This window comes from Gammaproteobacteria bacterium (assembly GCA_013696315.1).
Taxonomy (GTDB): Bacteria; Pseudomonadota; Gammaproteobacteria; order JACCYU01; family JACCYU01; genus JACCYU01.
On the sequence record JACCYU010000059.1, the window covers coordinates 1 to 24,557 of the forward strand.

The 24,557-nt window shown below is 60.5% G+C and carries 21 protein-coding genes and 1 pseudogene; 14 read left to right on the plus strand and 8 right to left on the minus strand.

Features of this window, described 5'->3' with window-relative positions:
* Positions 1-124 precede the first annotated feature (124 nt).
* Positions 125-1,504 (minus strand): annotated as a pseudogene (locus H0V34_03380) (SAM-dependent DNA methyltransferase).
* 38 nt (positions 1,505-1,542) lie between these two features.
* Positions 1,543-2,409: a YicC family protein gene (locus tag H0V34_03385; GenBank protein MBA2490776.1), complete on the minus strand. Its 867-nt coding sequence runs from the start codon at positions 2,407-2,409 to the stop codon at positions 1,543-1,545.
* A 103-nt stretch (positions 2,410-2,512) separates the two neighbouring features.
* On the opposite strand from H0V34_03385, the gene rph reads away from it, so the two are divergent.
* From rph to H0V34_03420, 7 genes are all read left to right on the plus strand, one after another.
* A complete protein-coding gene (gene rph, locus H0V34_03390; GenBank protein ID MBA2490777.1) occupies positions 2,513-3,232 on the plus strand; it encodes a ribonuclease PH in 720 nt (239 codons plus the stop codon).
* A gap of 15 nt (positions 3,233-3,247) precedes the next feature.
* Positions 3,248-3,865 carry an RdgB/HAM1 family non-canonical purine NTP pyrophosphatase gene (gene rdgB / locus H0V34_03395; protein ID MBA2490778.1) on the plus strand — a complete coding sequence of 206 codons (618 nt, stop codon included), beginning with the start codon at positions 3,248-3,250 and terminating at the stop codon, positions 3,863-3,865.
* 11 nt (positions 3,866-3,876) lie between these two features.
* The gene (locus tag H0V34_03400) at positions 3,877-5,064 is read left to right on the plus strand and encodes an oxygen-independent coproporphyrinogen III oxidase-like protein (protein ID MBA2490779.1); all 1,188 of its coding nucleotides are present in this window, start codon (positions 3,877-3,879) and stop codon (positions 5,062-5,064) included.
* On the plus strand, positions 5,057-5,245 hold the full coding sequence (locus tag H0V34_03405; protein MBA2490780.1) for a CPXCG motif-containing cysteine-rich protein: 189 nt from the start codon (positions 5,057-5,059) through the stop codon (positions 5,243-5,245). Before H0V34_03400 ends, H0V34_03405 begins: the two co-directional genes overlap by 8 nt.
* A 24-nt stretch (positions 5,246-5,269) precedes the next feature.
* The gene (locus tag H0V34_03410) at positions 5,270-5,509 is read left to right on the plus strand and encodes a transcriptional antiterminator, Rof (protein ID MBA2490781.1); all 240 of its coding nucleotides are present in this window, start codon (positions 5,270-5,272) and stop codon (positions 5,507-5,509) included.
* Positions 5,510-5,932: 423 nt separating this feature from the next.
* Entirely contained in the window at positions 5,933-6,139 is a 207-nt protein-coding gene (gene rpmE / locus H0V34_03415; protein ID MBA2490782.1) for a 50S ribosomal protein L31, read from the plus strand.
* A 374-nt stretch (positions 6,140-6,513) separates the two neighbouring features.
* The gene (locus H0V34_03420) at positions 6,514-8,244 is read left to right on the plus strand and encodes an NAD-dependent malic enzyme (protein ID MBA2490783.1); all 1,731 of its coding nucleotides are present in this window, start codon (positions 6,514-6,516) and stop codon (positions 8,242-8,244) included.
* A gap of 143 nt (positions 8,245-8,387) precedes the next feature.
* Here the strand turns inward: H0V34_03420 and H0V34_03425 are convergent, their stop codons facing one another.
* The 3 genes from H0V34_03425 to H0V34_03435 all read right to left on the minus strand — a co-directional run bounded on the left by H0V34_03425 (position 8,388) and on the right by H0V34_03435 (position 13,070).
* The gene (locus tag H0V34_03425; protein ID MBA2490784.1) at positions 8,388-9,755 is read right to left on the minus strand and encodes a SpoVR family protein; all 1,368 of its coding nucleotides are present in this window, start codon (positions 9,753-9,755) and stop codon (positions 8,388-8,390) included.
* A 67-nt stretch (positions 9,756-9,822) separates the two neighbouring features.
* Complete coding sequence (locus tag H0V34_03430) at positions 9,823-10,989, minus strand: DUF444 family protein (protein ID MBA2490785.1); 1,167 nt, start codon at positions 10,987-10,989, stop codon at positions 9,823-9,825.
* Between the two features lie 95 nt (positions 10,990-11,084).
* A complete protein-coding gene (locus tag H0V34_03435; protein ID MBA2490786.1) occupies positions 11,085-13,070 on the minus strand; it encodes a serine protein kinase in 1,986 nt (661 codons plus the stop codon).
* 375 nt (positions 13,071-13,445) lie between these two features.
* On the opposite strand from H0V34_03435, the gene H0V34_03440 reads away from it, so the two are divergent.
* Entirely contained in the window at positions 13,446-14,345 is a 900-nt protein-coding gene (locus tag H0V34_03440) for a fructosamine kinase family protein (protein MBA2490787.1), read from the plus strand.
* 50 nt (positions 14,346-14,395) lie between these two features.
* On the opposite strand, the gene H0V34_03445 is transcribed toward H0V34_03440, so the two are convergent.
* On the minus strand, positions 14,396-15,508 hold the full coding sequence (locus tag H0V34_03445) for a ferrochelatase (GenBank protein MBA2490788.1): 1,113 nt from the start codon (positions 15,506-15,508) through the stop codon (positions 14,396-14,398).
* Between the two features lie 129 nt (positions 15,509-15,637).
* Entirely contained in the window at positions 15,638-16,201 is a 564-nt protein-coding gene (locus tag H0V34_03450; protein ID MBA2490789.1) for an HNH endonuclease, read from the minus strand.
* A gap of 289 nt (positions 16,202-16,490) precedes the next feature.
* On the opposite strand from H0V34_03450, the gene H0V34_03455 reads away from it, so the two are divergent.
* From H0V34_03455 to H0V34_03480, 6 genes are all read left to right on the plus strand, one after another.
* Complete coding sequence (locus H0V34_03455; GenBank protein MBA2490790.1) at positions 16,491-17,627, plus strand: Re/Si-specific NAD(P)(+) transhydrogenase subunit alpha; 1,137 nt, start codon at positions 16,491-16,493, stop codon at positions 17,625-17,627.
* A 10-nt stretch (positions 17,628-17,637) separates the two neighbouring features.
* On the plus strand, positions 17,638-17,937 hold the full coding sequence (locus tag H0V34_03460; protein MBA2490791.1) for an NAD(P) transhydrogenase subunit alpha: 300 nt from the start codon (positions 17,638-17,640) through the stop codon (positions 17,935-17,937).
* Positions 17,934-19,304 carry an NAD(P)(+) transhydrogenase (Re/Si-specific) subunit beta gene (locus tag H0V34_03465; GenBank protein MBA2490792.1) on the plus strand — a complete coding sequence of 457 codons (1,371 nt, stop codon included), beginning with the start codon at positions 17,934-17,936 and terminating at the stop codon, positions 19,302-19,304. The genes H0V34_03460 and H0V34_03465 overlap by 4 nt, the downstream gene beginning before the upstream one ends.
* Positions 19,305-19,715: 411 nt before the next feature.
* Positions 19,716-21,914 carry a primosomal protein N' gene (locus H0V34_03470; protein ID MBA2490793.1) on the plus strand — a complete coding sequence of 733 codons (2,199 nt, stop codon included), beginning with the start codon at positions 19,716-19,718 and terminating at the stop codon, positions 21,912-21,914.
* 82 nt (positions 21,915-21,996) lie between these two features.
* The gene (locus tag H0V34_03475) at positions 21,997-23,757 is read left to right on the plus strand and encodes an arginine--tRNA ligase (protein MBA2490794.1); all 1,761 of its coding nucleotides are present in this window, start codon (positions 21,997-21,999) and stop codon (positions 23,755-23,757) included.
* A gap of 45 nt (positions 23,758-23,802) precedes the next feature.
* Positions 23,803-24,357, plus strand: coding sequence for an SPOR domain-containing protein (locus H0V34_03480; protein MBA2490795.1), 555 nt, complete (start codon positions 23,803-23,805; stop codon positions 24,355-24,357).
* A gap of 33 nt (positions 24,358-24,390) precedes the next feature.
* Here the strand turns inward: H0V34_03480 and H0V34_03485 are convergent.
* Positions 24,391-24,557 (minus strand): M48 family metallopeptidase (locus H0V34_03485; GenBank protein ID MBA2490796.1); only part of this gene is annotated, 167 nt, incomplete at its 5' end.

Genomic DNA, 24,557 nt, shown 5'->3' on the forward strand with positions numbered 1-24,557 from the left:
GAAAAGAGCAGGAAACGAGTCACTTTTCGCGCCCAACACTCCCGTCAGCGAACCGATGAACCATCAACACGACTCGAAACCTGCGCTCGCGACGCGAGCCGGCTTCTCAAGTCCGACAGGCTGCTAGATTCTTGCGCAGCGGTTTGAACCATTTGGTCGCGTCGATAAGTTGCACCTTGCCCTGGCGGTGCGCGGGCTTTTTGTTCGTCAGCACCCAGACGTAGGTCGCGATGCCGGTGTTGTAGAACATGTTGAGCGGCAGCGCGACGATCGCTTCCAGCCAGTCGTTCTCGATGATCCAGCGGCGGATGTTGCTCTCGCCCTGGCCCGCGTCTCCAGTGAACAGGCTCGAACCGTTGTGCACCTCGGCGATACGGCTGCCGAGCCTGGTGTCGCGCTTCATCTTCGAGAGCATGTTGACCAGAAACAGCATCTGGCCGTCGCTGGAACGGGTAATGAGCGAATACTCCGCATCGCCTGCGTGCTCGATAGCGAAGCGCGGGTCCTTTATGCCGGTCTTGCCGCCCATGCGCTCCAAATCGCTTTTCCAGCTCTTGCCGTAGGGCGGATTGGATAGCATGAAGTTGAACTCGCGCGCGGGAAAGGCATCGTTCGCCAAGGTCGAATGCTCCGGACCGCCAATGATGTTGTCCGCCGCCTCGCCGTCGCCCTTGAGCAGCAGGTCGGCCTTGCAGATGGCGTAGGTTTCGGCATTGATCTCCTGACCATAGAGATGCGTCGCGACCTGCTTGCCGTGTTCGCTCGCCAGCTGTTGCAGCGTCTCTTCGGCCACGGTGAGCATGCCGCCGGTGCCGCACGCGCCGTCGTATAGAGTATAAGTCGCCGACTCGATCTGCTCGGTGATGGGCAGAAATATAAGTCGGGCCATGAGCTTGACCGCATCGCGCGGCGTCCAGTGCTCGCCGGCCTCTTCGTTGTTCTCTTCGTTGAAGCGGCGCACCAGTTCCTCGAAGATAGTGCCCATGGCGTGGTTGTCGAGACCGGGCTGCTTGACCGAGCCGTCGCCGTTCAGCACCGGGTTGGGACTGAGGTTGATCGCCGGATCGAGCAGTATCTCGATTAGCGTGCCGAGCGCGTCGGCCTTTGAAAGGCGCGGAATCTGGTTGCGGAACTCGAAATTTTCGAGGATGTCCTGGACGTTGGGCGAGAAACCATCGAGATACGCCTCGAAATCCGCCTTGAGCTGTTGCTGGCTGGCCCGCGCGCGCAGATCGCGCAATGTGAACTTTGACGTGTTGTAGAAGGCCTGGCCGGCCGCCTGCCGGAGTGCAGCACCCTGATTGGTGACTCCCGCTTGATCCAAGGCGGCCTTCATGTCTAGCACCGACCGCTTGGTAGGCTCAAGCACGGCGTCGAGACGGCGCAACACCACCATCGGCAGGATCACATCGCGGTATTTGCCGCGCACGTAAAGATCGCGCAGCACGTCGTCCGCGATCCCCCAGATAGAGTTGGCGATCCAGTTAAGTTGCGGCAGATCCACCGTATTTGTGTCTTATTGGAAGAGGCTATTTTGCCGGATCATTCTACGTTCTGGATCTGTTCGCGCATCTGTTCGATAAGTACCTTGAGTTCGACCGCGGCCTGGGTGGTCGCCAGGTCGGCGGATTTTGAACTCAAGGTGTTGGCTTCGCGGTTGAATTCCTGCATGAGGAAATCCAGGCGCCTGCCCACCGGTTCGTCCCGCGCCAGGACATCGTCGACTTCCTGCAAATGGCCGTCCAGCCTATCCAGTTCCTCGTCGACATCGAGCTTTTGCGCGGCGAACGCCAGCTCCTGCTCCAGTCGTCCGGGATCGGCGTTGACATCGAGTTCCGCGAGACGGGTGTTGAGCTTGTCACGAATGGCGTTGAGCACCTCCGGGCGGCGCGCCCGCACCTGCGCAACCAGTGCGCGGATCGCGGCGCAACGCGCGCTGATGAGTTCCTTGATTCTGGCGCCTTCGCGTGAGCGCGATTCGACCAGATCGTGGAGCGCGGCGGTGAATACTTCGATGACCCGGGCCTGGAGCGGTTGCAGATAGTATTGAGGCTCGGAGATCACGCCGGGCCAGCGCAGCACGTCGATGGCGGTCATGCGGGCAGCATTGTTCATCAGCGACTCGACGCGGCGCGCGGCATCGATCACGACTTGCGCCAGCGCCTCGTTTAAATGCACCGCGTCGGCGGCCGTTGCCGCGCGCTGGAAACGCAGCTGACATTCGAGCCTGCCCCGGCGCAGCACGCGGCTCGCCTGCTCGCGCAACGCGTTTTCGAGCCCGCGCAGCTCATCGGGCAGACGCAGGGTAATATCGAGATAGCGATGATTGACGCCTCGCAGCTCGCACGTCAACGCGCCCGAATCGCCTTGCCACTCGCCGCGGGCGAAGCCCGTCATGCTCTTGATCACGCGATAATTCTCCTCTCACGAATGTTAAATCGGCATTAGCCGGACGCTCGTACCGGGTGACGGTTATACTGCGAAGTTGGATAACCAGCATAGAGCAGATTGTATGAGACCCAGCGGCCGCGCCTGCGATGAAATTCGCCCCATCCGATTTCACCGGCACTACACCAAGCATGCCGAAGGCGCCGTCCTGGCCGAGACCGGGGATACCAGGGTGCTGTGCACGGCGTCCGTGGAAGAACGCGCGCCGGCCTTCCTCAAGGGCACGGGTCAAGGCTGGGTCACCGCCGAATACGGGATGTTACCGCGTTCCACCGGCGAACGCATGGCGCGCGAGGCGGCGCGGGGACGGCAGGGCGGCCGCACCCAGGAAATACAGCGCCTGATCGGGCGGGCGCTGCGCGCGGCGGTCGACCTCAAGGGCTTAAACGAGCGCAGCATCGTCATCGATTGCGACGTCATTCAGGCCGACGGCGGCACGCGTACCGCCGCCATCAGTGGCGCCTTCGTGGCCTTGTGCGATGCGATCGACACCCTGACCTCGCGGCGGCGCATCGCGAAGAACCCGCTGTACGGCATGGTGGCGGCGGTGTCGGTGGGTATCTTCGAAGGCCAGCCAGTGCTGGATCTCGACTACGCCGAAGACTCCGCCGCCGAAACCGACATGAACGTGGTGATGAACGACGCAGGCGCGTTCATCGAGGTGCAGGGCACCGCCGAGGGGCATGCATTCCGGATGGACGAACTGCACGCCATGCTGAAGTTGGCGGGCAACGGTATCACCGCTGTCATGGACGCGCAGCGGCAGGCGCTGGCTCGGGACTAGAATCCAACGCCGTCCGTGAAACGCATTGTGCTTGCCAGTAATAACGGCTCTAAACTCCGGGAGCTGTCCGCGCTGCTCGAAGATTTGCCGTTCGAACTGGTGAATCAGTCGGAGTTTGGTGTGCCAGCTGTGGAGGAAACGGGGCTGACATTCGTGGAGAACGCGATCCTCAAGGCGCGTCACGCGGCCGCGCATACCGGCCTGGCCGCGATAGCCGATGACTCCGGACTCGAAGTCGACGCGCTCGACGGCGCGCCCGGTGTATATTCCGCGCGCTATGCCGGCGCGAACGCCAGCGACGCCGACAACAACACAAAGTTGCTCGCCGCGCTTGAAAACGTTCCCGACGAGAGGCGCGGCGCGCGTTTCCGCTGCGCGGTGGTGTATCTGCGCCATGCGCTGGACCCCGCGCCGATCATCGGCGAGGGCGCATGGGAAGGCGGCATTCTCCACATCCCGCGCGGCACGAACGGTTTCGGCTATGACCCGCTGTTTTACGACCCGATTCACGACTGCGCCTTGGCCGAATTACCGCCCGCAGTCAAAAACAGGGGCAGCCATCGAGGGCGCGCGCTGCGCCGGCTCGCGCGATTGCTGAGTGCTCGTCTTACCTATAGCCACCGCACCTGCTAACCGTGCTGGACATTGCCCCGCAGTCACCGTTCTGTTTCACCACGCTGCCGCCGCTGACCTTGTACGTGCATCTGCCCTGGTGCGCGCGCAAATGCCCGTATTGCGATTTCAATTCCCACGCCGTGCGCGAGGCGATCCCCGAGACGCGTTACATCGATGCGCTGCTCGCCGACCTGGACTACGAACTCCCGCGCGTGCGCGGACGACGCGTGGAGGCCATATTCATCGGCGGCGGCACACCCAGCCTGTTTTCGGCGCAGTCCATTGACCGTCTGCTGACGGGGATCTCCGCACGTTTTACGATGCGCCCTGACGCGGAGATTACCCTGGAGGCCAATCCGGGTTCGGTTGAAGAACATAAATTCGGCGACTTTCGCGCCGCGGGTGTGACTCGCTTGTCGATTGGCGCGCAGAGCTTCAACGACGAACTCCTCAAAAAGCTGGGGCGTATCCACGGCGGGCGCGAAGCTGTGCGCGCGGCTGAAATTGCGCACCACGCAGGCTTCGACAATTTCAATATCGACCTGATGTTCGGCCTGCCGGGGCAGGACACGGCAGCCTGTCTGGACGACTTGCGCATCGCCATTGAACTGGCGCCCACGCACATCTCGTTCTATCAACTCACTATCGAGCCGAATACTTTTTTTCATCACCAGCCGCCGGCGCTGCCGGACGACGAAACCATCTGGCATATGCATACCCAGGGCATGAGTTTTATGGCCGATCGCGGCTATACTCAATATGATGTCTCGGCGTATGCCAGGACCGGCAGGCGCTGCCGACACAATCTGAATTACTGGGAATTCGGCGATTATTTAGGGATTGGGGCAGGCTCCCATGGCAAGCTGTCGTCGCTGTCGAACTCGATTCACCGGCGGCACAAGCATCGTCAGCCACGGCAGTACATGGAATGTGCGCTTCAACACCAGCCGGTCGCGGGCGAAAATAAACTGTCCGCGGCTGATGCGATATTTGAGTTTATGCTTAACGCGTTGCGGTTAAGCGAAGGTTTCGACGCCAGTTTGTTCGCCGAGCGCACCGGCCTGGCGCCGAACCTGCTCGCGTCGCGCGTTGCCGGGCTGGTTGCGCGGGGCCTGCTCCGTCAGCGCGATGGCCGGATCGGGCCTACATATCTGGGACGACGTTTTCTTAACGATTTAACGGAAGCATTTCTCGCTGACGATGAGCGCACTGATTGAAGACGTGCTGGTGACCTGCCCTTATTGTGGACAGGCGATGGAACTCGATGTCGATTGTACGGGCGGCGATCAGTCGTATTACGAGGATTGCCAGACGTGCTGCATGGCCGTGCAGTTGGTGATCAAAGTGGACGATCGCGGCAATCTTACTTCGGCCACCGCCCGCAGGGACGATGAATAGGCCCGGCGATGCGTAAACCCGGCGATGAGTAGAAATTACGTCCCCGTAACCTGCGAGCGCTACAGCCAGTACGAACTTGTCATCCTGCGGGGCCAGTCGGTGCGGGTAGCCTGGCACGGTCCCCGCGGCCTCGCGCGCATCGAGATTTTGAAACCGCTCAACCTTCGTACGCGCTCGGGCGGCGAATATCTGATTGCCCGCAACCGCCTGGGGCAGTGGCGCGTTATGCGGCTAGACCGGATAAGTAATGCGAAAGTTTTGTGAGCCCTCCGATAAAAAAAATCGCGGTTCGACGATGTATCGTTGGCTTGTGAATTGCTAATGCGGCGTTTTTATACACAACAAAAATTACACTCGGAAAGGTTGCGCATAGTTTGGCCGAAGTGCTTCACGAATCGGCTTGTTTCTATAAAAACCGCAAAGAATCAATAGCTTAAATATCTGCCTAATTCTTGAGCACTGTAACAGAGTGGTCACATTCATTCACGCTGTACGCGGTTTGCCCCAATGGGTCCACAGAGTTATCCACAGATTTTGTGGATATGCCGGCAAAAATTAACCGCAACAGATACTTAGCCTCACTGGAGGGACACAAGCCCAACTACCGACGGCAAGACCGTGGTTGCCGCGACGCCGCAATGTGCGTATGATCGCCGCCTTCGTCTGCATCCCGCCCAAGAGGCAATCATGAAGTCTGGAATCCATCCCGATTACCACGAAGTAACGGTCAACTGCAGCTGCGGCAACAGCTTCAAAACGCGTTCTACATACGGTAGCGAGCAGCTTCACATCGAGGTATGCGCGCAATGTCATCCGTTTTTTACAGGCAAACAGAAAATGCTCGATACGGCCGGCCAGGTGGATAAGTTCCGACGCCGCTACGGTACGAAGTAACGCCGCGCTTCGCAATGGTTTGACGGGAGTGAGGCAAGTAACACGCGATCCGTCTCAGCGCCGTTCAATTCTGGGGTTGCTTGATGCAACTTCACCAGGCTCGCGCTTTCATTATGACCATCAGGTGATCGGGTCACCCGGCCTGGCGGCAAACACGTCACAGCTGCCGACGCTAGCCGAGACGGCAAAAATCCTCGCAAGACACCGAATGCGCGCGAGTACGCGCTATGGGCTATGTCTGCACCAGAGATCGCAACTTGATAAGCTACGGGCCAGCAACTTAAACGATTCGCATCGGCGTCGCCCTGGAGCTTGCGTGACGACAGCAGCACAGCGAGCCGCTCGCCATCCGCTCCAGCTCCAGGCACACTCCAATGGCACGCATCAGTCCCTACTTCGACATCAGGAAAGATCCGCTAGGCAACGAGTACATGGAAGTGTACCTGGAGGGCATTGCCCTCTTGCGGCTGGTGTTGAGTAACAAGGGAACGAGCTTCACGCAGGATGAGCGGGTGGAACTCGGGCTGGACGGCCTGTTGCCGCCACAAGTCAATACGCTGGAGCAGCAGGTGGACCGGGTTTATCGCGGCTACCTGCGCGTTTCCGATCCGCTGGGCAAGTATCAGTATCTGCGCGCCGTGCAGGAGCGCTCGGAAATCCTGTTCTACGCCCTGCTCGAACATTATCTGGAAGAGATGCTGCCTATTGTCTACACGCCGACCGTAGGTCAGGCGGTGCAGGAATACAGCTACATTTACCAGAATCCCCGCGGGCTGTCGTTCTCGCCGCTCAATATCGAGCGCGCGGATACGGTGGTCAAGAGCTATCCATGGTACGACGTACGCATGATCGTGGCGACTGACTCGTCGGCGATCCTGGGCCTGGGCGATCAAGGCTATGGCGGGCTTGCGATCGCCATAGGCAAGCTGGCGTTGTACACGGTTGGCGGTGGTGTGAGTCCATTTCACACCTGTCCGGTGAAACTGGATGTGGGCACTGACAGGCTGGACCTGATCAACGATCCCACGTATCTCGGCGTGCGCCAGCGGCGTATGCGCGGCGAAAGCTACTTCGCCTTCATCGACAAGTTCGTGCAGGCGGTGCACGGTCGCTGGCCCAACGCGGTTGTCCAGTGGGAAGATCTCTCCAAGGAAGTCGCGTTCAAGGTGCTGGAGCGCTATCGCCACGAGATTGCCTGCTTCAATGACGACATTCAGGGCACCGGCGCGATGGCGCTGGCAGGCCTGATATCGGCGTGCAGAATCAAGGGCGAATCCCTGGCCGCGCAGAATATCGTCGTATTCGGGGCTGGCGCGGGCGGCATTGGCGTCGCCTGGGCGCTCGTGGAGGGGCTGGTGCGCGAGGAGGGCTTGAGCCGCGCCGACGCTCATGCGCGCGTGTTTGTCATCGACTCCAAAGGCTTGCTCGTAGAGGGACGCGCAATGGACCCTTACAAGCAGGCGTTCGCGCAGCATCAGGAACAGATTCGGGACTGGCAAGTGGCGGGGGCGATACCCACGATGCTCGAAGTCATCCAGAACGCGTCCGCTACGGCGCTACTGGGCTTGAGCGGCCAGACCGGCGCGTTCAATCAGCCCATTATCACCGCGCTGGGACAAAACACGCTGCGCCCGATCGTGTTCGCGCTCTCCAATCCCACCTCGGTTTCGGAGGCGCTGCCTGAAGACGTCATCAAGTGGAGCGAAGGGCGCGCGATCGTGGCGACTGGCAGCCCATTTGCGGATGTGAAGCACAAAGGCTCGATTTATTCAGTCGGGCAGGGCAACAACGCGTTTATATTCCCCGGGCTCGGGTTCGCGTCTATCTTGAGCGAATCGCGCGAAATCACCGACAACATGGTGATGGAAGCGGCTTATGCGCTGTCCGATTACACCGCGGCTACGCACCTCGATAACGGCAGGGTTTATCCGCCAACCCGCGAACTTCAGGAAGTAGCGATCAGGGTGGCGGTGCGAGTGATCCGCCGCGCACTGGACGAAGGCGTGGCCGGCAAGACCGATCTGGAGGGCCGTGACCTGGACGCTTACGTGCGCTCGCGGTTCTGGAAGCCGCGTTATCTGCCATTCGTGCGGGGACAACCGTAACGAGGGTTCACCACCGCACAGGTGCCAAGAACGCCAGCGTAGCCAAGGCGGAAGCTCCCGGTATCCCCTTCATCCCCTGCTTCGACGTGCGTTGATTCCTACGCAAGTTTGCGCTCTTTACGACTCCGCGATCGATCGATTCTCTAGCCGGCGCTTGCGGTCAGCATCACGGCCTCGCCGCGCTCGTCCAGCGTGTGCAGCATCACGGGGCGGCGCCATACACGGCGAATATATTCCAGCACCTTGATGGCGCGCTGCGCGTGCAGGCCGCGCCCGTCGGTGACGTGTTCGTGCTGTAATTCCAAGGTGCCGTCCGTCTGCACCCTGGTGGCGCAGACGGTGGGCGCGCCGAAATTGAATTTGCCGCCCAGCAGCGACTCGCGCAAATCGTCGATGTCCGCCTTGTTTACCTTGACCTCGCCATTTTTCTTGGCGGTGTAGCCAAACAGACTCAACTCCTCGGCCAGGTCTTCGGTCAGATAATTGCGTACGAAACTGAAGTCGTCATCCTCCGTCATGATCTTGCGCGCCTCGGTCAGGCCGTGCGCCTCGACGATCTTGCCCCACATTGAAAATCCCAGGTGATACGGATTCACCGACAGCGCCACCTGCTGTCCGCTCGCGTAAGGGCGCACCACATCCGAGTGCGTCTTGATGGCGTCCAGATACACCTGCTGCGGTAGAAAATCCGCCTCGCTGAGCAGCCGGGCGTGCCAGTACGACGCCCAGCCCTCGTTCATGATCTGGCAGGCGAACACCGGATAAAAATAAAAGGACTCCTCGCGCACCGCCAGAAAGATATCGCGCTCCCAATCCTCCAGGTCCGGCGCGTAGTGCGCGATAAACCAGAGCAGATCGTATTCCGGCTGCGGTGGCACGGGCGCGGGCCGCTTTTCAGTATGGCCTTCCGGTAGCGCCTCTTCGTCAAGCGAATCGAAGCGGGTATGAAATTCGTCGGAGGACGGCTTTTTACCATCCGCCAGATAATAAGGATACCGGGGCCGACGCAGCGGTCGCTGTACGTCGATGTGCTGCTCCAGCGCCAGCGCCGCATCCAGCACGGCTTCCACACGCGCCTCACCGTGTTCCTCGACCGCGGTGGCGATCTGGCGCGCGTGGGCGGCCGCCTGCTCGACGATGTGGTAGCCGACCTGCTCCTGGCTGCGCCTGAACAACATGTTGTTCTTGCCAAAATCCGCGTGCCCCAGCACGTGCGCGGTGACCAGCGTGTTCTCCTCTACGCTGTTGTTGTGCGCCAGATACGCGCGCCCCGGGTTGCCCGGAAACACCACCTCGAACAGGCGGGAATGCCCCATGCGATGCTGAATGAGCTGATAGATGTAGCGCACGCCGAAAGACCAGTGCGGCATGCGCACCGGCAGTCCGTAGACCGCCACTTCCATCATGAAACTGCTGGGCACCAGCTCGAAATCGACCGGGAAGTAATCCAGACCCGCCTGCCGGGCGAGGGTTTCGAGCTGGTCGGCGTACGATCGAAGTTTATCAGGCATGGTCGGATTCTATGCTTGCCTTAAGCGGATGCCTGGCGACAGGTGCGTGGAAACTGCCACTTGAATGTCACGGAGTCACTCGGGCCTGCTGCCTGAAGAAGCTGCGTATCGCTTCCCACACATCTTCCTCCTCGCTGAGCGCGTAGGCGCCAACAGGCAGCCCGTCCTCGGAGAGCTGTTGGAACAGTTCGCCGATTTCGGTATCCAGACCCGCGCGACTCGGCGGCGAGGTCTCGACATAACCCATGTAATTGGCCACCGCGACGATCCGTCTCAAGCCTTCCAGCGCGGGTTCGCGATCCTCGCGAAAGTTGTCGCCGTCCGATGAATAGAACATGTAAATGTTGTAGCGCGCGGGGCTGTAGCGGTCACTGATGATGCTTGCCACCGTTTCGAAGGCGGTGGACGCCACCGTGCCGCCTTGTCCGCGCACCTGAAAGAATTCATCTTCGTTGAACTCCCAGGCGTTGATGGTATGCGCGACGAATACCGATTCGATGCGGGTGTACTGGCGGCGCAGGCCCTGAATGACCCAGAAGAAAAACGATTTGGCGAGCTTGCGATCGCGTTCGGTCATGCTGGAGGACACATCCAGCGCGAAGAACACCACGGCTTGTGTGGTCGGTCGCTGGCGTTTGATTAGCTGGCGATAACGCAGGTCGTCGTTGATGAAAATCGGACCCTGGGACTGGACGGTGCGGCGCTTGATGGATTCCTTGAGTGAGCGCCGCTTGTCCAGGCGCGAGCGTGCGCCGCGGCGATCCCAACCCTCGCGCGTGTAGTCATCATCTTCCAGCGAGCCGGACTTGGCGCGCAGATCGGGAAGTTTGAGTTCTTCCCAGAGCCAGTCGATGATGTCGTCGACTTTCAGCTCCAGCACGAACTCGAGGCCGCCTTCGCCGCGACCGCCACTACCCTTGTCGCGGCCCTGGGGTCCACGCCCCTGACTCAGCACGTCACCTGGTTTGGCGCTGCCCTGACCGACGCCGCCGCGGGTGCCGGGGTCAAGCAGGCGAAAGCGATAGTGTTCGAGAAAACGCACCGGCACCTGCACGGTGCGGTTGCCGTCGTTGCTGAGCACGTCCGCGCCGGCCACGATGTCGGGCAGACTCTTGCGCACCGCGTTGCGCACTTTCTCGTTGTGTCGCAACCAGTCGCGCGCGCCGCGCGAGAACAGATCGTACCAGCCGCTGTCCTGGCGATCCACACCGCCGGTTTCTGTATCCGAGCTCATGCCGTTTCGACCTCGCAATCGCTAGCGTTGCTCAACTCCGCCACCGGTCATGGCGTCCCTACAACCTCGTCGCTTGCGCGCTGCCCCGTAAGAGTCTACTCCTGAGACAACAGCGTGGTAACGTAGTTGAGCGCCTCTTTGGCGCTATGATTATCGTAGCCGTATTCCCTGACCAGCCGCTCCTGCACCGCGGAAATCTTTTGCTGCGCTTCTTCGTCAGGCCGCGCGGCGGAGGTGACCAGCCGCAGAACATCGCGGCGCTCCTCGAACAGATATTGCTCGATCGCCTCGTGCAGACGCGTGTGGCTGTCCAGTGTGAATTTCGAGCCCGCCTTGTAAGCCACCATCGCCTTGCGCACGACCTCCTGCCGGAACGACTGTTTGCCGGATTCCGACACCTTTATCTTTTCCTCGACCGAGCGGAGAAACCGCTCATCTGGCGGCCGCGATTCGCCCGTGATGGGATCGTCCACCTCGCGCTGATCGAGTTTGGCCTCGACTTCATCCAGGTATTTATCGAGCAATTGTTGTGCCTCTTCCTCGAACGAGGCGAACAACGCCTTGTGGACGTCCTCCTTGACCCAGCGGTTGTAAAAATCCTTGCGCGCCAGCACCAGAAAGTCCACCCACTGGCGCTTTTCCTTGGTGTCCATGCGCGCGTCGTGCTCGATGGCGTCTTTTAGAGCGAGCAATACTTCCATGCTGGTGAGACTCTTCGCCTCACTGCGGGTGATGGCGTTGGAAATCGCGTTGATCACGAAACGCGGACTGACACCCGTCATGCCCTCATCCGGTGCATCGGCCCTGATTCGTGACACTTCGTTGTCGGAAAAACCTTCAACGTCTTCGTGCGCGTACAGGCGCAGCTTTTTGGAGAGATCCAGCTCCTCGCGCTCCGTCGCGCGCAAACGGGTGAGAATGGAGAAAGTCGCCGCCAGCTTGAGCGCATGTGGATCGAGATGCACGGCGCGGAACGCGGCGGCGTTGGACATCAGTTTTTTGTAGATGCGCGCCTCATCCGTGTAGTTGAGCGTATACGGCACCTTGATGATCACCATGCGATCCAGCAGCGCCTCGTTCTCCTTTTCCTGCAGAAACTTGTGGAACTCCGCCAGATTGGTGTGCGCCACGATGGTCTCGTCAAGATAAATCAGCGGGAAGCGCGATACCTTGACGTTTTTCTCCTGTGTCAAAGTCAGCAACAAATACAGGAATTCACGCTTGACCTTCAGGATTTCGATCATCTCCAGCACGCCGCGGCTGGCGGCGTACACGGCGCCCGACCACGACCAGGCGCGCGGGTCGCCCTCATCGCCGATCTCCGCGACCTTGGACAAATCCACCGAACCGACCAGGTCGGCGATATCGGCGGTGCTGGGATCGTGCGGCGCATAAGTGCCAACGCCGACCCGGTTGGACTCCGACAGGAACACGCGCGCGACAGGGCAACGCATGAAGTCACCTTCAAACTCGTCTTCCAGCCGCATGCGGCAGAACGGAGTTACCTCGCCAGTCACATCGACGCCGTAAGTCTCGCGGAACTGAGCCCGCATGCTCGCCGGGATCAGGTTCAGCGGTGATTCATGCGTGGGCGAGCCTTTAAGCGCATAGATCGCGCCTTCGTCCGTCTGGCTGTATTCTTCCAGCGCACGCTTGAGCAGTATCACCAGGGTGGACTTGCCACCAGACGGCGGCCCCAGAAGTAACAGCAGGCGGCGGCCCACATCCGAACCGGCACTGGCGGCCTTAAAATATTCCACCACCCGGCTGAGCGGCTTTTCGATGCCGAACAGGTCGTGCGCGAACAGCTCGCTGGATAGCTCGCGGATTGAGCCGGAGGCGCCATTGCCGTCCGGCTCATTGCGGCTGATCTCGCGCCGCCCATACCACTGAAACATATCCCACACGTATTCGTGGCTGCTTCGCGATACGCCGCGCGCGTCTCCCAGCATTATCGTTTCGAGAAACTCCGCAAACGTGCCTTCCCAGTGGCGGGCTCTATGTTCCTTGGTAAATGCAGTAAGCGAATCGATGAATCGGGTCTGAGGATCCTTACTAGTCGTATCTGTTGACTTCGGCATGGTCGATCTCCCTGCTCATGACTATATGGGCGAGCAACGCAATCATTGAATTAAGGTGAACCAAATTAGGCGCGTAGGTGCATTGCATCGCGTGCATTGGTTTTCAGAGTATAGACGGCGCGCCAAAACGTTTCGTTCCGTCTTAAATGTTTTGTCCCGCGAACAACGGATGCGCTCCCTCAAGCTGCATCCGCGGCATTACTTCAATTCATGCCGGGCCGATTACGCGGCCGCGCAGTTTATTTTTTGTTGCAGGTATTATAGGGAAGATATCGAGCTTCGCGGGGCATAAAGCATATTTTTGACATTTAAATTCATGACCTCTCCTGAAGTGACCATCGCGGTCGCGTACATGACGACAACGAAATACATGCGATAGTAGTGAGCGTCCTGCAGAAAATCAGCGCGGCGATTACCACGGCGACGGGTGCCGAGTTTCATGCTGTCGCACAACGACGAGCCGGTGACGGCTGCATCAGTCAGGCATTCGTTATCGAAGATGACACCCGCCGCTATTTCGTGAAATTAAACGACGCTGAAGGACTGCCGATGTTCGAAGCCGAAGCCGCTAGCCTGCGCGAACTGGCCGTGGCGGGCGCGCTGCGCGTACCGTGGCCCGTGTGCCTGGGCAGTGCGGAAACGCAGAGCTACATCGTGATTGAGTTTATCGATCTACAGGGGCGCGGCGACATGGCCGCATTCGGCCGTCAGCTGGCTCGCCTGCATCAGACGCGGGCGCCGCGGTTCGGCTGGCGTATGACCAATGCGCTTGGCGCCACACCACAGCACAATGACTACACGGACGACTGGTGCGAATTCTGGCGCGAGTGCCGTCTGGGTTATCAGCTGTCGCTCGCGGCGCAGGCGGGATACGGCGGCGCGCTGCAGGACAAGGGCGCCCGCATGCTGACGCGTGTTCACGAATTGTTCACGGATTATCGGCCCTGGCCCGCGCTGTTGCACGGCGATCTATGGGCCGGCAACTTCGGTTTCGATGAACTGGGCCAGGCCGTAGTTTTCGATCCCGCGGTTTATTTTGGCGATCGGGAGACGGATCTGGCGATGACCGAATTGTTCGGCGGCTATAGCGACAATTTTTACGCGGCGTATCGCGAGGTCCTGCCGCTCGCGACGGGTTATCCCGTGCGCAGGACTTTATACAATCTCTATCATGTGCTAAATCATCTCAATCTCTTCGGCGGCGGGTACGCACGCCAGGCCGAATGCATGCTGGACGTGCTCTTGAGCGAACTCGGCGCATCCGCGTGTACGTGATGGCCGCAGGGATGACCTAGCCGCTGGCGGCGATCAGTTCGTAGAACGGTCTAGCGGCTGGCGCCCACTTCGCGCGCATGCCGCAGGCTGCTCTGCGCGTTGCGCGCGACCGATGCCTGATCCCAATCCTTTGCCGTCTCCGGCCAGCCTTGCGCGTGCCGCATGACGATGTCGGCCAGCGCCTGAATATGTTCCGGCATATCGTTCAGCGCCGGAATATAACTGAACCGCTTGCCGCCCGCCTCGATAAACACCTGACGGCTCTCGCCGGCGATCTCATCCAGGGTCTCCAGGCAATCCGCCGCGAAGCCGGGACAGCAGATATCAACGGCCTTGGTGCCCTGTCGAGCCAGTTCGCCGAGCACGTCGTCTGTGTAAGGTGTGAGCCACTCCTCGCGCCCAAAGCGCGACTGAAAGCAGACTTTCCAGGCAGCTTTATCCAGCTCTAGCGACTGGGCGACAAGCCGCGCGGTCTTGTGGCATTCGCAATGATAGGGATCACCGTTGAGCAGATAACGCTTGGGGATTCCGTGGAAGGAGAACAGCAAGTTCTCGCCGCGGCCATGCGCCTGCCAGTGCGCTCGAATGCGCGCGGCCAGCGCCTCGATATAGCCGTCATCGTCCGCGTAATGATTGACAAACCGCAGCTCCGGCAACCAGCGCCAGGTCTTCAGCACGTCGGCGACCGCATCGAACGTGGAGGCCGTGGTCGTCGCCGAATATTGCGGATAAAGCGGCAACACCACCAGTCTGCGCACGCCTTTGCCACGCAGTTCTTCAATTCCCGCCGCGACCGAGGGGTTGCCGTAACGCATCGCCAGCGCAACCTCGACCGGACCGCTGAATCGCCCGGTCAGTTCCGCGCGCAACGCTTCTTTCTGCTGCTCGGAAAAAACCAGCAGCGGCGAACCCTGCGCAGTCCACACCTTTTGGTACAGTCTCGCGCTGCGCGCCGGGCGGATATTGAGAATGATGCCGTTCAACACCAGCCACCAGAGGGGTCGCGGCCACTCGATCACGCGCGGGTCGGACAGGAATTCCTTCAGATAGCGGCGCAGCGCCTTGCGTGTTGGCGCGTCGGGGGTGCCCAGATTGACCAGCAGCACGCCGGCTCTGGGTTGGGCGTCATGCTGATAATCAGGGTCGCCAACGTAAGCCGTCATGCGAACGAACTCGGGTTGTGGGAATGCGTCATGTGGATCAATAGGGCGTCAATGCTGCGAACGGCTAGCAAATCGCCCCACGCGTGACCGGCGCTAGAACAGAGGAAGACGGATGCTCCCGCGCCAGCGCTATACCAGGCGTTGCGCGTCGTCGATCTTGCTCAGCCGCTCGTGCAGCGGACTCGAGCGGGGAAAATGCGCCAGCAGAAACTCCATTTGATCGGCCAGCACCCGGCGTCCCTGCAAGTAAATATACTCGGCGTGCGTGGGCGTAAAAGGAATCGCCAGCAGTTGCAGCCCCGCCTGTTCCGGCGTGCGACCGGCCTTGTGGTTGTTACAGCGCTTGCACGCGGTAACGACGTTCTTCCAGGCATCCTGTCCGCCACGGCTCATGGGGCGCACATGGTCCCTGGACAAATCTCTGTGGCTGAAATGAGTGCCGCAATAAAGACACAGACTGGCGTCACGCTTGAACAGCGCATGGTTGTTGAGCGGCGGCACGTAGGCGCTGAACAACGACCTGTTACTGCCGTGCGTGGCGATAATGGAGTTGACCTCAATGACGCTGCGCAGACCGGTGCGCGCATTAAAGCCGCCGCGCACAATATACAAAGGGCTTCCGCAGGCATAAGCGACCTGCTCGGCATGATAGAGTTTTACCGCATCCTGATAGTTGATCCACTCCAGAGGCATGCCCGCGATATCGGTACGCAGCACCTGTTGATTAAGATCGTACAAAATCTTCTCCAGCGCCGGAATCGCTAGCAATCTATATTCAAACTTGCGGCGATGCAACTTGAGGGCAGTTTCGTCCGCAACCTTGACAAAGTGCAAGTCGGCCTGTAAATCCGTACGAAGACGCGGGTTTGTGGCTGGTGGCATATGTGCCCGCAAGAGCACGAAACGCGGCGCTGATCTTTTGCCCTTGATTTACTTTTAGCGCCCGCAGACGTGCGCAGACGCACTACACAGGAGGCTGACAATGGCAGTAAAAGCAGGCGTGCCACGGGAAACTCAGCCCGGCGAGCGGCGGGTCGCGCTCAATCCCGGCGCGGCGGAACGCCTGGCCAAGCTTGGCGTGCAGGTGCTACTGCAAAAAGGCGCTGGAGAAGCGGCGCAGATCCCCGATCGCGACTACGGCGACGCAGTCACTCTCGTTGACGATGCGCACGCGCTTTACCAGCAGGCGGATATGATTTTGAAGGTGCAGCCGCCGACGATCGAGGAGATCGATCAAATGCGCGATGGCGCGGTGGTGATTGGCTACATGTCGCCCCATCTGGAACCCGATCGCATCGCGAAGCTGCGCGACCGGAATATCACCGCATTCTCCATGGAATTCATTCCGCGCATTTCCCGCGCCCAATCGATGGATGCCCTGTCTTCGCAGGCGGCCGTAGCGGGCTATAAGGCTGCCATCATGGGCGCCGACCTCTCAAACCGGTTTTTTCCCATGCTTACCACCGCTGCCGGCACGATACGCCCGGCGAAGGTGTTGGTGATCGGCGCGGGTGTGGCTGGTCTGCAGGCGATAGCCACGGCGCGCAGGCTCGGCGCGCAGGTCGAGGCTTACGACGTGCGCGCGGCAACCAAGGAGCAGGTGCAGTCGCTGGGCGCGAAGTTCCTGGAAACGAAGGTGGCCGCGGAAGGCGAGGGCGGCTACGCGCGCGAGCTGAACGAGGAAGAGAAGCAGCAACAGCAGGAAACGCTGGCCGACCACATCGCCAAGTCCCAGGTCGTCATCACCACCGCGGCGATTCCCGGCAAGGCATCGCCGAGGATAATCCCTAAGGACATGGTCGAAGGAATGCAGCCGGGCGGCGTGATCATCGATCTGGCGGCCGAGGGCGGTGGCAACTGTGAGTTGAGCAAACCCGGCGAAACCGTAAATCACAGCGGTGTGATCATCCATGCGCCGCTCAATGTCCCAAGTCAGGTTCCGTTTCACGCGAGCGAGATGTACGCCAAGAACCTGCTCAGCTTCTTGCAGCCGATGATCGCGGATGGGGAATGGAAACCGGACTGGGATGACGAGGTGATCGCCAAAAGCGTGCTCACACATGCGGGCGCCATCCGGCATGAGCCCACCCGCGTAGAGGTCGAAGACAAACAACAGTGATCGAGGCACCCTGATGATCGAAGGAATTATCGCGCTTTATATCTTTATGCTGGCCGCATTCGTCGGTTACGAGGTCATCTCCAAGGTCCCCGTGATCCTGCATACGCCGCTGATGTCCGGTTCCAACTTCGTGCATGGCATTGTGTTGATCGGCGCGATGGTAGCGCTGGGCCACGCCGAGACTGGGATGGAGCAACTCATCGGATTCATCGCCGTGGTACTGGGCGCTGGCAACGTTGTAGGCGGCTATGTGGTCACCGAACGCATGCTGGAGATGTTCAAGGAAAGCAAGCGGGAGGATAAAAAATGAACACGATGTTAGTGGTCCAGCTTGCGTATTTCATCGCCGCGGTGCTGTTCATCTTGGGTTTAAAACGCATGTCCTCCCCACGCACCGCCCGCCTGGGCATCATGTGGGCTGGGGGAGGTATGGCGCTCGCGGTGCTGGCGACCTTTTTCCAGCCTGAGCTTGGCAATTATGCGTTGATGATCTTCGCCATCGCCGTGGCCAGCGGGGCCGCCTGGTGGTGGGCCAAGCACGTCCAGATGACGGACATGCCGCAGATGATCGCGATCTACAACGGCATGGGTGGCGGCTCGGCAGCCGCGATCGCCGCGGTGGAACTGGTTAGGGACGAACCGCTGGAGCTAAGGATGATGAGCCTAGCAGTTTTAGGCGCGCTGATTGGGGGAATCGCCTTTTCCGGGTCCGCGATCGCATTCGCCAAGCTGCAAGGCCTGATGGACAAGACTATCTACTTCCCGCACCAGCAACTGATCAACTCCGCCGTGTTCGCCGGAGCCGTGTTGCTCGGGATTGCCCTGGTCATGAGCGGCGCTCCTGGCTGGATAATATTCCTGTTCTTTGCCCTGACGCTCGCTTTCGGCGTGCTCATGACCTTGCCCATCGGCGGCGCCGACATGCCGGTGGTGATCTCGCTCTTCAACGCGCTGACCGGTCTGGCGGTGGGCATAGAGGGCTTTGTGCTGGGCAATCCCGCCATGATGATCGCGGGTATCGTCGTCGGCGCGGCCGGCTTCCTGCTTACCCAGCTCATGGCCAAGGCCATGAACCGTTCGCTCGCCAAGGTCTTGTTCAAACAGTTCGGGGCCAAGCCCAAAGACAAGGAAGAAGAGGTGGAAGGCGATCTCAAGCCCATCGAGGCCAACGATGCCGCCTCTTTGATGGCGTATGCGGAAAAAGTCATCGTCGTGCCCGGCTATGGCATGGCCGTGGCGCAGGCGCAGCACAAGATCTGGGAGTTCTGCAAGTTGCTGCAGGAGAAAGGCGTGGACGTAAAGTTCGCGATTCACCCCGTCGCCGGCCGCATGCCGGGCCACATGAACGTGCTGTTGGCCGAAGCCGGTGTGCCCTACGATATGATTTACGATCTCGAAGAGATCAACGAGGAATTTCCCGCCGCCGACGTCGCACTGGTGATAGGCGCAAATGACGTCGTAAATCCCATCGCGCGTACAGATCCAGACAGTCCCATCTACGGTATGCCGATCCTCGACGCCGACAAGGCGGAAAACGTCATCGTCATCAAACGCGGCAAGGGCGCCGGGTTTTCTGGTGTGGAAAATCATCTGTTCTACGCCGAAAACACCCGCATGCTTTACGGCGACGGTCAGAAGATGGGCTCCGCGCTGATCGCGGGCGCCAAGTCCATGTAAAGTGGGCCGTGTATGACGGAGCCGCGCTCAACAGCGCCGGAGTAGTGCTCGCGTCCCGAGAACGGCTCGTTTCCAATCGCCGCAAAGACACAAATACTTGTAATTTATGCACACCCGTAACCGTAACGTTACTTCTGAAATAAACGTCAACCCTCGAACTTTTTAGGTGCAATGCGGCTCACTATGTCATTGTATTATAATGATTTATTTTTGGTTAAAATTTGCGCAAACAAATGAATATTGCGTGACGGTGCCGTAATTCCCCTGTTTACTACAATTCATACACAGAGTTATCCACAAAAAATGTGGATAACCCGAATTCACCAATGGAATCCACAGGCTTACCCGCTGTTACCAGAAACCATGTCACTAAGCCTGCGTAACCTTCCTCGCGCATAGAGCTTGGCTGAAATCTCCGTCCTCAACGTCGCCGTGCCGACACCGGCGGCGGACATTTTTGATTACTTGCCATCCTCGGGGCTCGTAGCCTCGGCGAAATTGGCGGGCTGCCGCGCGAAGGTCAATTTCGGACGCCGGATACTGACCGGCATGATCGTGGGCCACAGCAGTCACACCGAGGTTCCGCCCTCGCGCCTGCGGCCAATTCTTCGGCTGCTGGATGCCGAACCCATTCTTGAACAGCAGGATTTGCAGCTACTGCGCTGGGCCGCTCTCTACTACCATCACCCGCTGGGCGAGGTGATCGCCGCCGCGCTGTCCAGACGTCTGCGTAAGGGCCTCACGGCCGCACTGCCCGAGGCGCCCGTTTGGCAACTGACGCACGACGGTGGCGATATCGAGGCATTGAGGGGAGCACTACAACGCGCGCCCCGGCAGACGGCGCTGGCCGAATTGCTCAAAGCGCACCCTGGCGGCCTTGATGCGGAACGGATAAGCACACAACTCTGCAATTGGCGACAGCCGCTCAAAGAACTGCTCCGCAAGGGGCTGGTTGCACAAATCGCGCGCCAGACGCCGCCACACCGCACCGTCAATTCGGCGCCACCATTGAACGCAGATCAGACCGCGGCCGCGGAGGTCATCGCGGCCGGGCTGGGACGGTACACCCCGTTTCTGCTGGAAGGCGTGACCGGCAGCGGCAAGACCGAAGTCTATCTTGAGCTCATACAAAAAGTCGTAGCGGCTGGCCGGCAGGCGCTGGTGCTCGTGCCTGAGATCGCGTTGACGCCGCAGCTGGTGACGCGTTTTCGTGCGCGCCTCGCGGCGCCGCTGGTGGTGCTGCATTCCGGGTTGCGCGACACCGAGCGGCATTGCGCCTGGGCACAAGCGCGGAGCGGCGATGCATCCATCATCATCGGTACCCGTTCGGCAGTGTTCACGCCGCTTGCCTCGCCCGGGATCATCATCGTCGATGAGGAACACGACGCCTCGCTCAAGCAACAGGAAGGGTTTCGCTACCATGCGCGCGACCTCGCGGTTTATCGCGCCAGCATCGCCGGCATTCCAGTTGTGCTCGGATCGGCGACACCGTCGCTGGAAAGCCTGCACAACGCCGAGCGCGGCCGGTATGTTCATGTGCGTTTGAGCCAGCGCGCGCGGCAGGCCAGCCTGCCCTCGCTGGAGATCGTGGATGTTCGTCGGGTCAGGCTGGAAGACGGCTTGTCACCACACGTGGTCAAGCGCATCGGCGCGTGCCTGGATGCGGGAGATCAGGTGCTCGTGTTCCTCAACCGGCGCGGTTTCGCGCCCGTGTTAATGTGCCACGACTGCGGCTGGGCTGCCGCCTGCCAGCGCTGCGACGCCTGGCTGACCCTGCACGCCGGCCGGGCACGGTTATGCTGTCATCATTGCGGCGCCGAGCATGGCATCGACGCTTGTTGCCCCAGCTGCGGTAGCGGTCAACTGCTCCATCTGGGCGCGGGCACCGAGCGGATCGAACACGCGCTCAAGCGCGCGTTTCCCAACACCGCCCTGGTACGCGTGGATCGCGATACCACGCGACGCCGCGGCGAACTGCAAACCAAACTGGCGGGCATCGAACAGGGCAGACATCAGTTACTCATCGGCACGCAGATGCTGTCCAAGGGGCACGATTTTCCCAACCTTACCCTGGCGGTGATCCTGAATGTCGATCAGCATCTGCACAGCAGCGACTTCCACGCTACGGAACGCGCCGCGCAGTCCATTGTGCAGGTATCGGGACGCGCCGGACGGGGCGTGCGTCCCGGCGCCGTAATCATACAAACCCATCTGCCGGACAATCCGTTATTGCGAAGCCTGCTGCGTGGCGGCTATCCCGAGTTCAGCGGCGCGGCGCTGCGCGAAAGGCGCGCCGCCGGGCTGCCGCCTTACAGCCGAATGGCGCTGATCCGCGCCGAGGCCGTCGATGACGCTGCCCCGCTGAAGTTTCTGCGGCGCGTGCGCGACAGTCTGGAATCCGGCATTGAAACGGATATCGACCTGCTGGGTCCCGCGCCGGCGCCCATGGAGCGTCGCGCGGGGCGTCATCGTGCGCAGCTGCTATTAATTGCCCGGCGACGCGCGAGGCTTAAGGCGCTGCTGCACGACCTCACGACGGAATTGCGCGACTTCCCCGGTGCGCGCAAGGTGCGCTGGACGATCGACGTGGACCCCGTCGATCTGCTTTAACCACTGCCAACGTCATCGGCCGACCTTCTCGTGGACGGCGGCGCCCGTTACAATTCCGCTTTTGCCAATCACCGCGCACCTTTTGAAAGACACGTTAGAGAAAACCCTTCGTCGAGCCGTCGAGTCGCTGCAAACCGACCAGCTGTTGCCGACCGAATTGTCGGAACAAGCTATCGTGACGCGCACCAGGGACAAGCAGCACGGCGACTTCACATCCAATATCGCCATGACCGCCGCGAAAAGCGCCGGCCTGCCGCCGCGGGAGCTTGCCCAGCGCATTCTCGATCGGCTGGACTCGCGCGATGGCATTGAAAAGGTACAAATCGCGGGCCCCGGATTTATCAATTTTTATTTGCGGCCCGCGGCCAATCATGCGGTGGTCGCCAGCATCTTGGAGGCGGGTAGTCGGTTTGGACGTGGCCAGCTCGGCGCTGGGCGCAAGGTGCAGGTCGAGTTCGTGTCCGCTAACCCTACTGGGCCGCTGCACGTCGGCCACGGGCGCGGGGCCGCGTATGGCGCGGCGGTCGCCAACCTGCTGGCGGCGGCCGGTTTCGACGTGCAGCGGGAATACTACGTCAACGACGCTGGACGCCAGATGGATATCCTGTGCGTCAGCGTGTGGCTGCGCTATCTGGAGCTATGCGGCGAACAACTGGTATTTCCGACCAACGCCTATCGAGGCTCGTACGTGCGGGACATTGCCGCAGCGGTGCGCGAGACTTATGGTGACTCTTACCGGCGGCCGGCGCAGGACGTTCTTCGCGAGCTTCCGCCCGACGCTCCGGCAGGCGGCGACAAAGAGACTTATATCGACGCGCTGGTCACGCGCGCGAGGCGGCTGCTGGGCGACAAGCATTACAACGTTATCTTTGCCGTGGGGCTAGAATCCATCCTAGCGGACATTCGCGATGACCTGGCGGAGTTCGGGGTGGTTTACGATAACTGGTACTCTGAACGCACTCTGGCGGAGCGCGGCGCGATCGATCACGTCGTGCAAACACTTCGTGGGACGGGCCATACATTCGAGCGGGACGGCGCGCTGTGGTTTCGCGCCAGCCGCTTCGGCGACGCGAAGGACCGCGTGCTGGTGAGGGAGAATGGCCACAACACCTACTTCGCCGCCGATATCGCCTACCATCAGGACAAGCTGGAACGCGGGTTCACGCAGATAATCGATGTCTGGGGCGCCGACCATCACGGCTACGCCCCGCGCGTCAAGGCCGCGCTGACGGCGCTGGGTTACGAGCCTGCCCGCCTGGACGTCTTGCTGGTGCAGTTCGCCAATCTTTACCGCGGCGGGCGCAAGGTACAGATGTCCACCCGGTCTGGCGAGTTCGTTACCCTGCGGGAGCTGCGCGGCGAGGTCGGCCGCGACGCCGCGCGGTTTTTCTATGTGATGCGCAAGTCCGACCAGCATCTGGATTTCGACCTGGACCTGGCGCGCTCGCAATCGCTGGACAACCCGGTTTTTTATATTCAGTATGCCCACGCGCGCATCTGTAGCGTGTTGCGGCAACTGGATGATAAACAACTGTTGTACGACCAGGCGGATGGGCTTGCGAACCTCGGCCGCTTGTCCGAGCCGCATGAACTCGGTCTGCTGGACCGGCTTGCGCGCTATCCCGAAACGGTGGAAGCCGCCGCCATGCTGCGCGAGCCGCATCAACTGGTGCACTATTTGCGCGCGCTCGCCAATGACTTTCACACCTATTACAACGCGCACCAGTTTCTGGTCGATGACCCAATAGTGCGCAACGCACGGCTGAACCTGATACTCGCCACGCGGCAGATCATCGTCAGCGGCCTCGAACTGCTGGGTGTGGCTGCGCCCGAGAAGATGTAACCCTAAAAGCCGGTCTTGAGTAACAAACCGGAGTCAGACCTGTACATGACACGAGACTATAAACACGCCGCGCGGCGCGATCAGGACACGCCAATGCCTGGCTGGATATGGCTGCTGACCGGCCTGGCGATGGGCTTGTCGGTCGCACTTGTGGTTTATCTAAACCAGCCGCGCCAGTCGCCGATGATGTCGCAAACCACACCAGACGATGCGCAGCCGGCAACGGCCACCACGAAAAAGGCGCCGGCCGAGCGGCGATTCGATTTTTATACGCTGCTGCCGGAACTGGAAGTCGTGGTGCCTGAAACGCGAGATCGACCATCGCCCGCCGCCGAAAACAGCGCCGCGCCGGTTGCCGCGCTCACGGGGCCGTACGTGTTGCAGGCAGGATCTTTCAGGCGTGCGCAGGAGGCGGATAGCCTCAAGGCGAGCCTTGCGTTGCTTGGGGTGCAAGCCGACATACAGACCGTCACCGTGGATGACAGCATCTGGCACCGCGTGCGTATAGGGCCTTACGCGGACTTCACCGAACTGAGCAAAGTCCGCGATCAGCTTGAACGCAATCAGATCGACGCGGTAGTACTTCAGGAGCGGCAATGAGTTTGATATGCCATCGCCGCGGCGCGGACGTCATTACTCAGCCCAGCGCGGAATTGAACGCCAGGCATCGCGCAGCGTCGCCTCGAATCGGCGATAGTCCGGCAGTTTTTGTTCGACCAGTGCCCAGTAGCGTGTCGAATGATTCAGATGCCGGGTGTGACACAGCTCGTGAACGAACAGATATTCGACTTCCTGGCGAT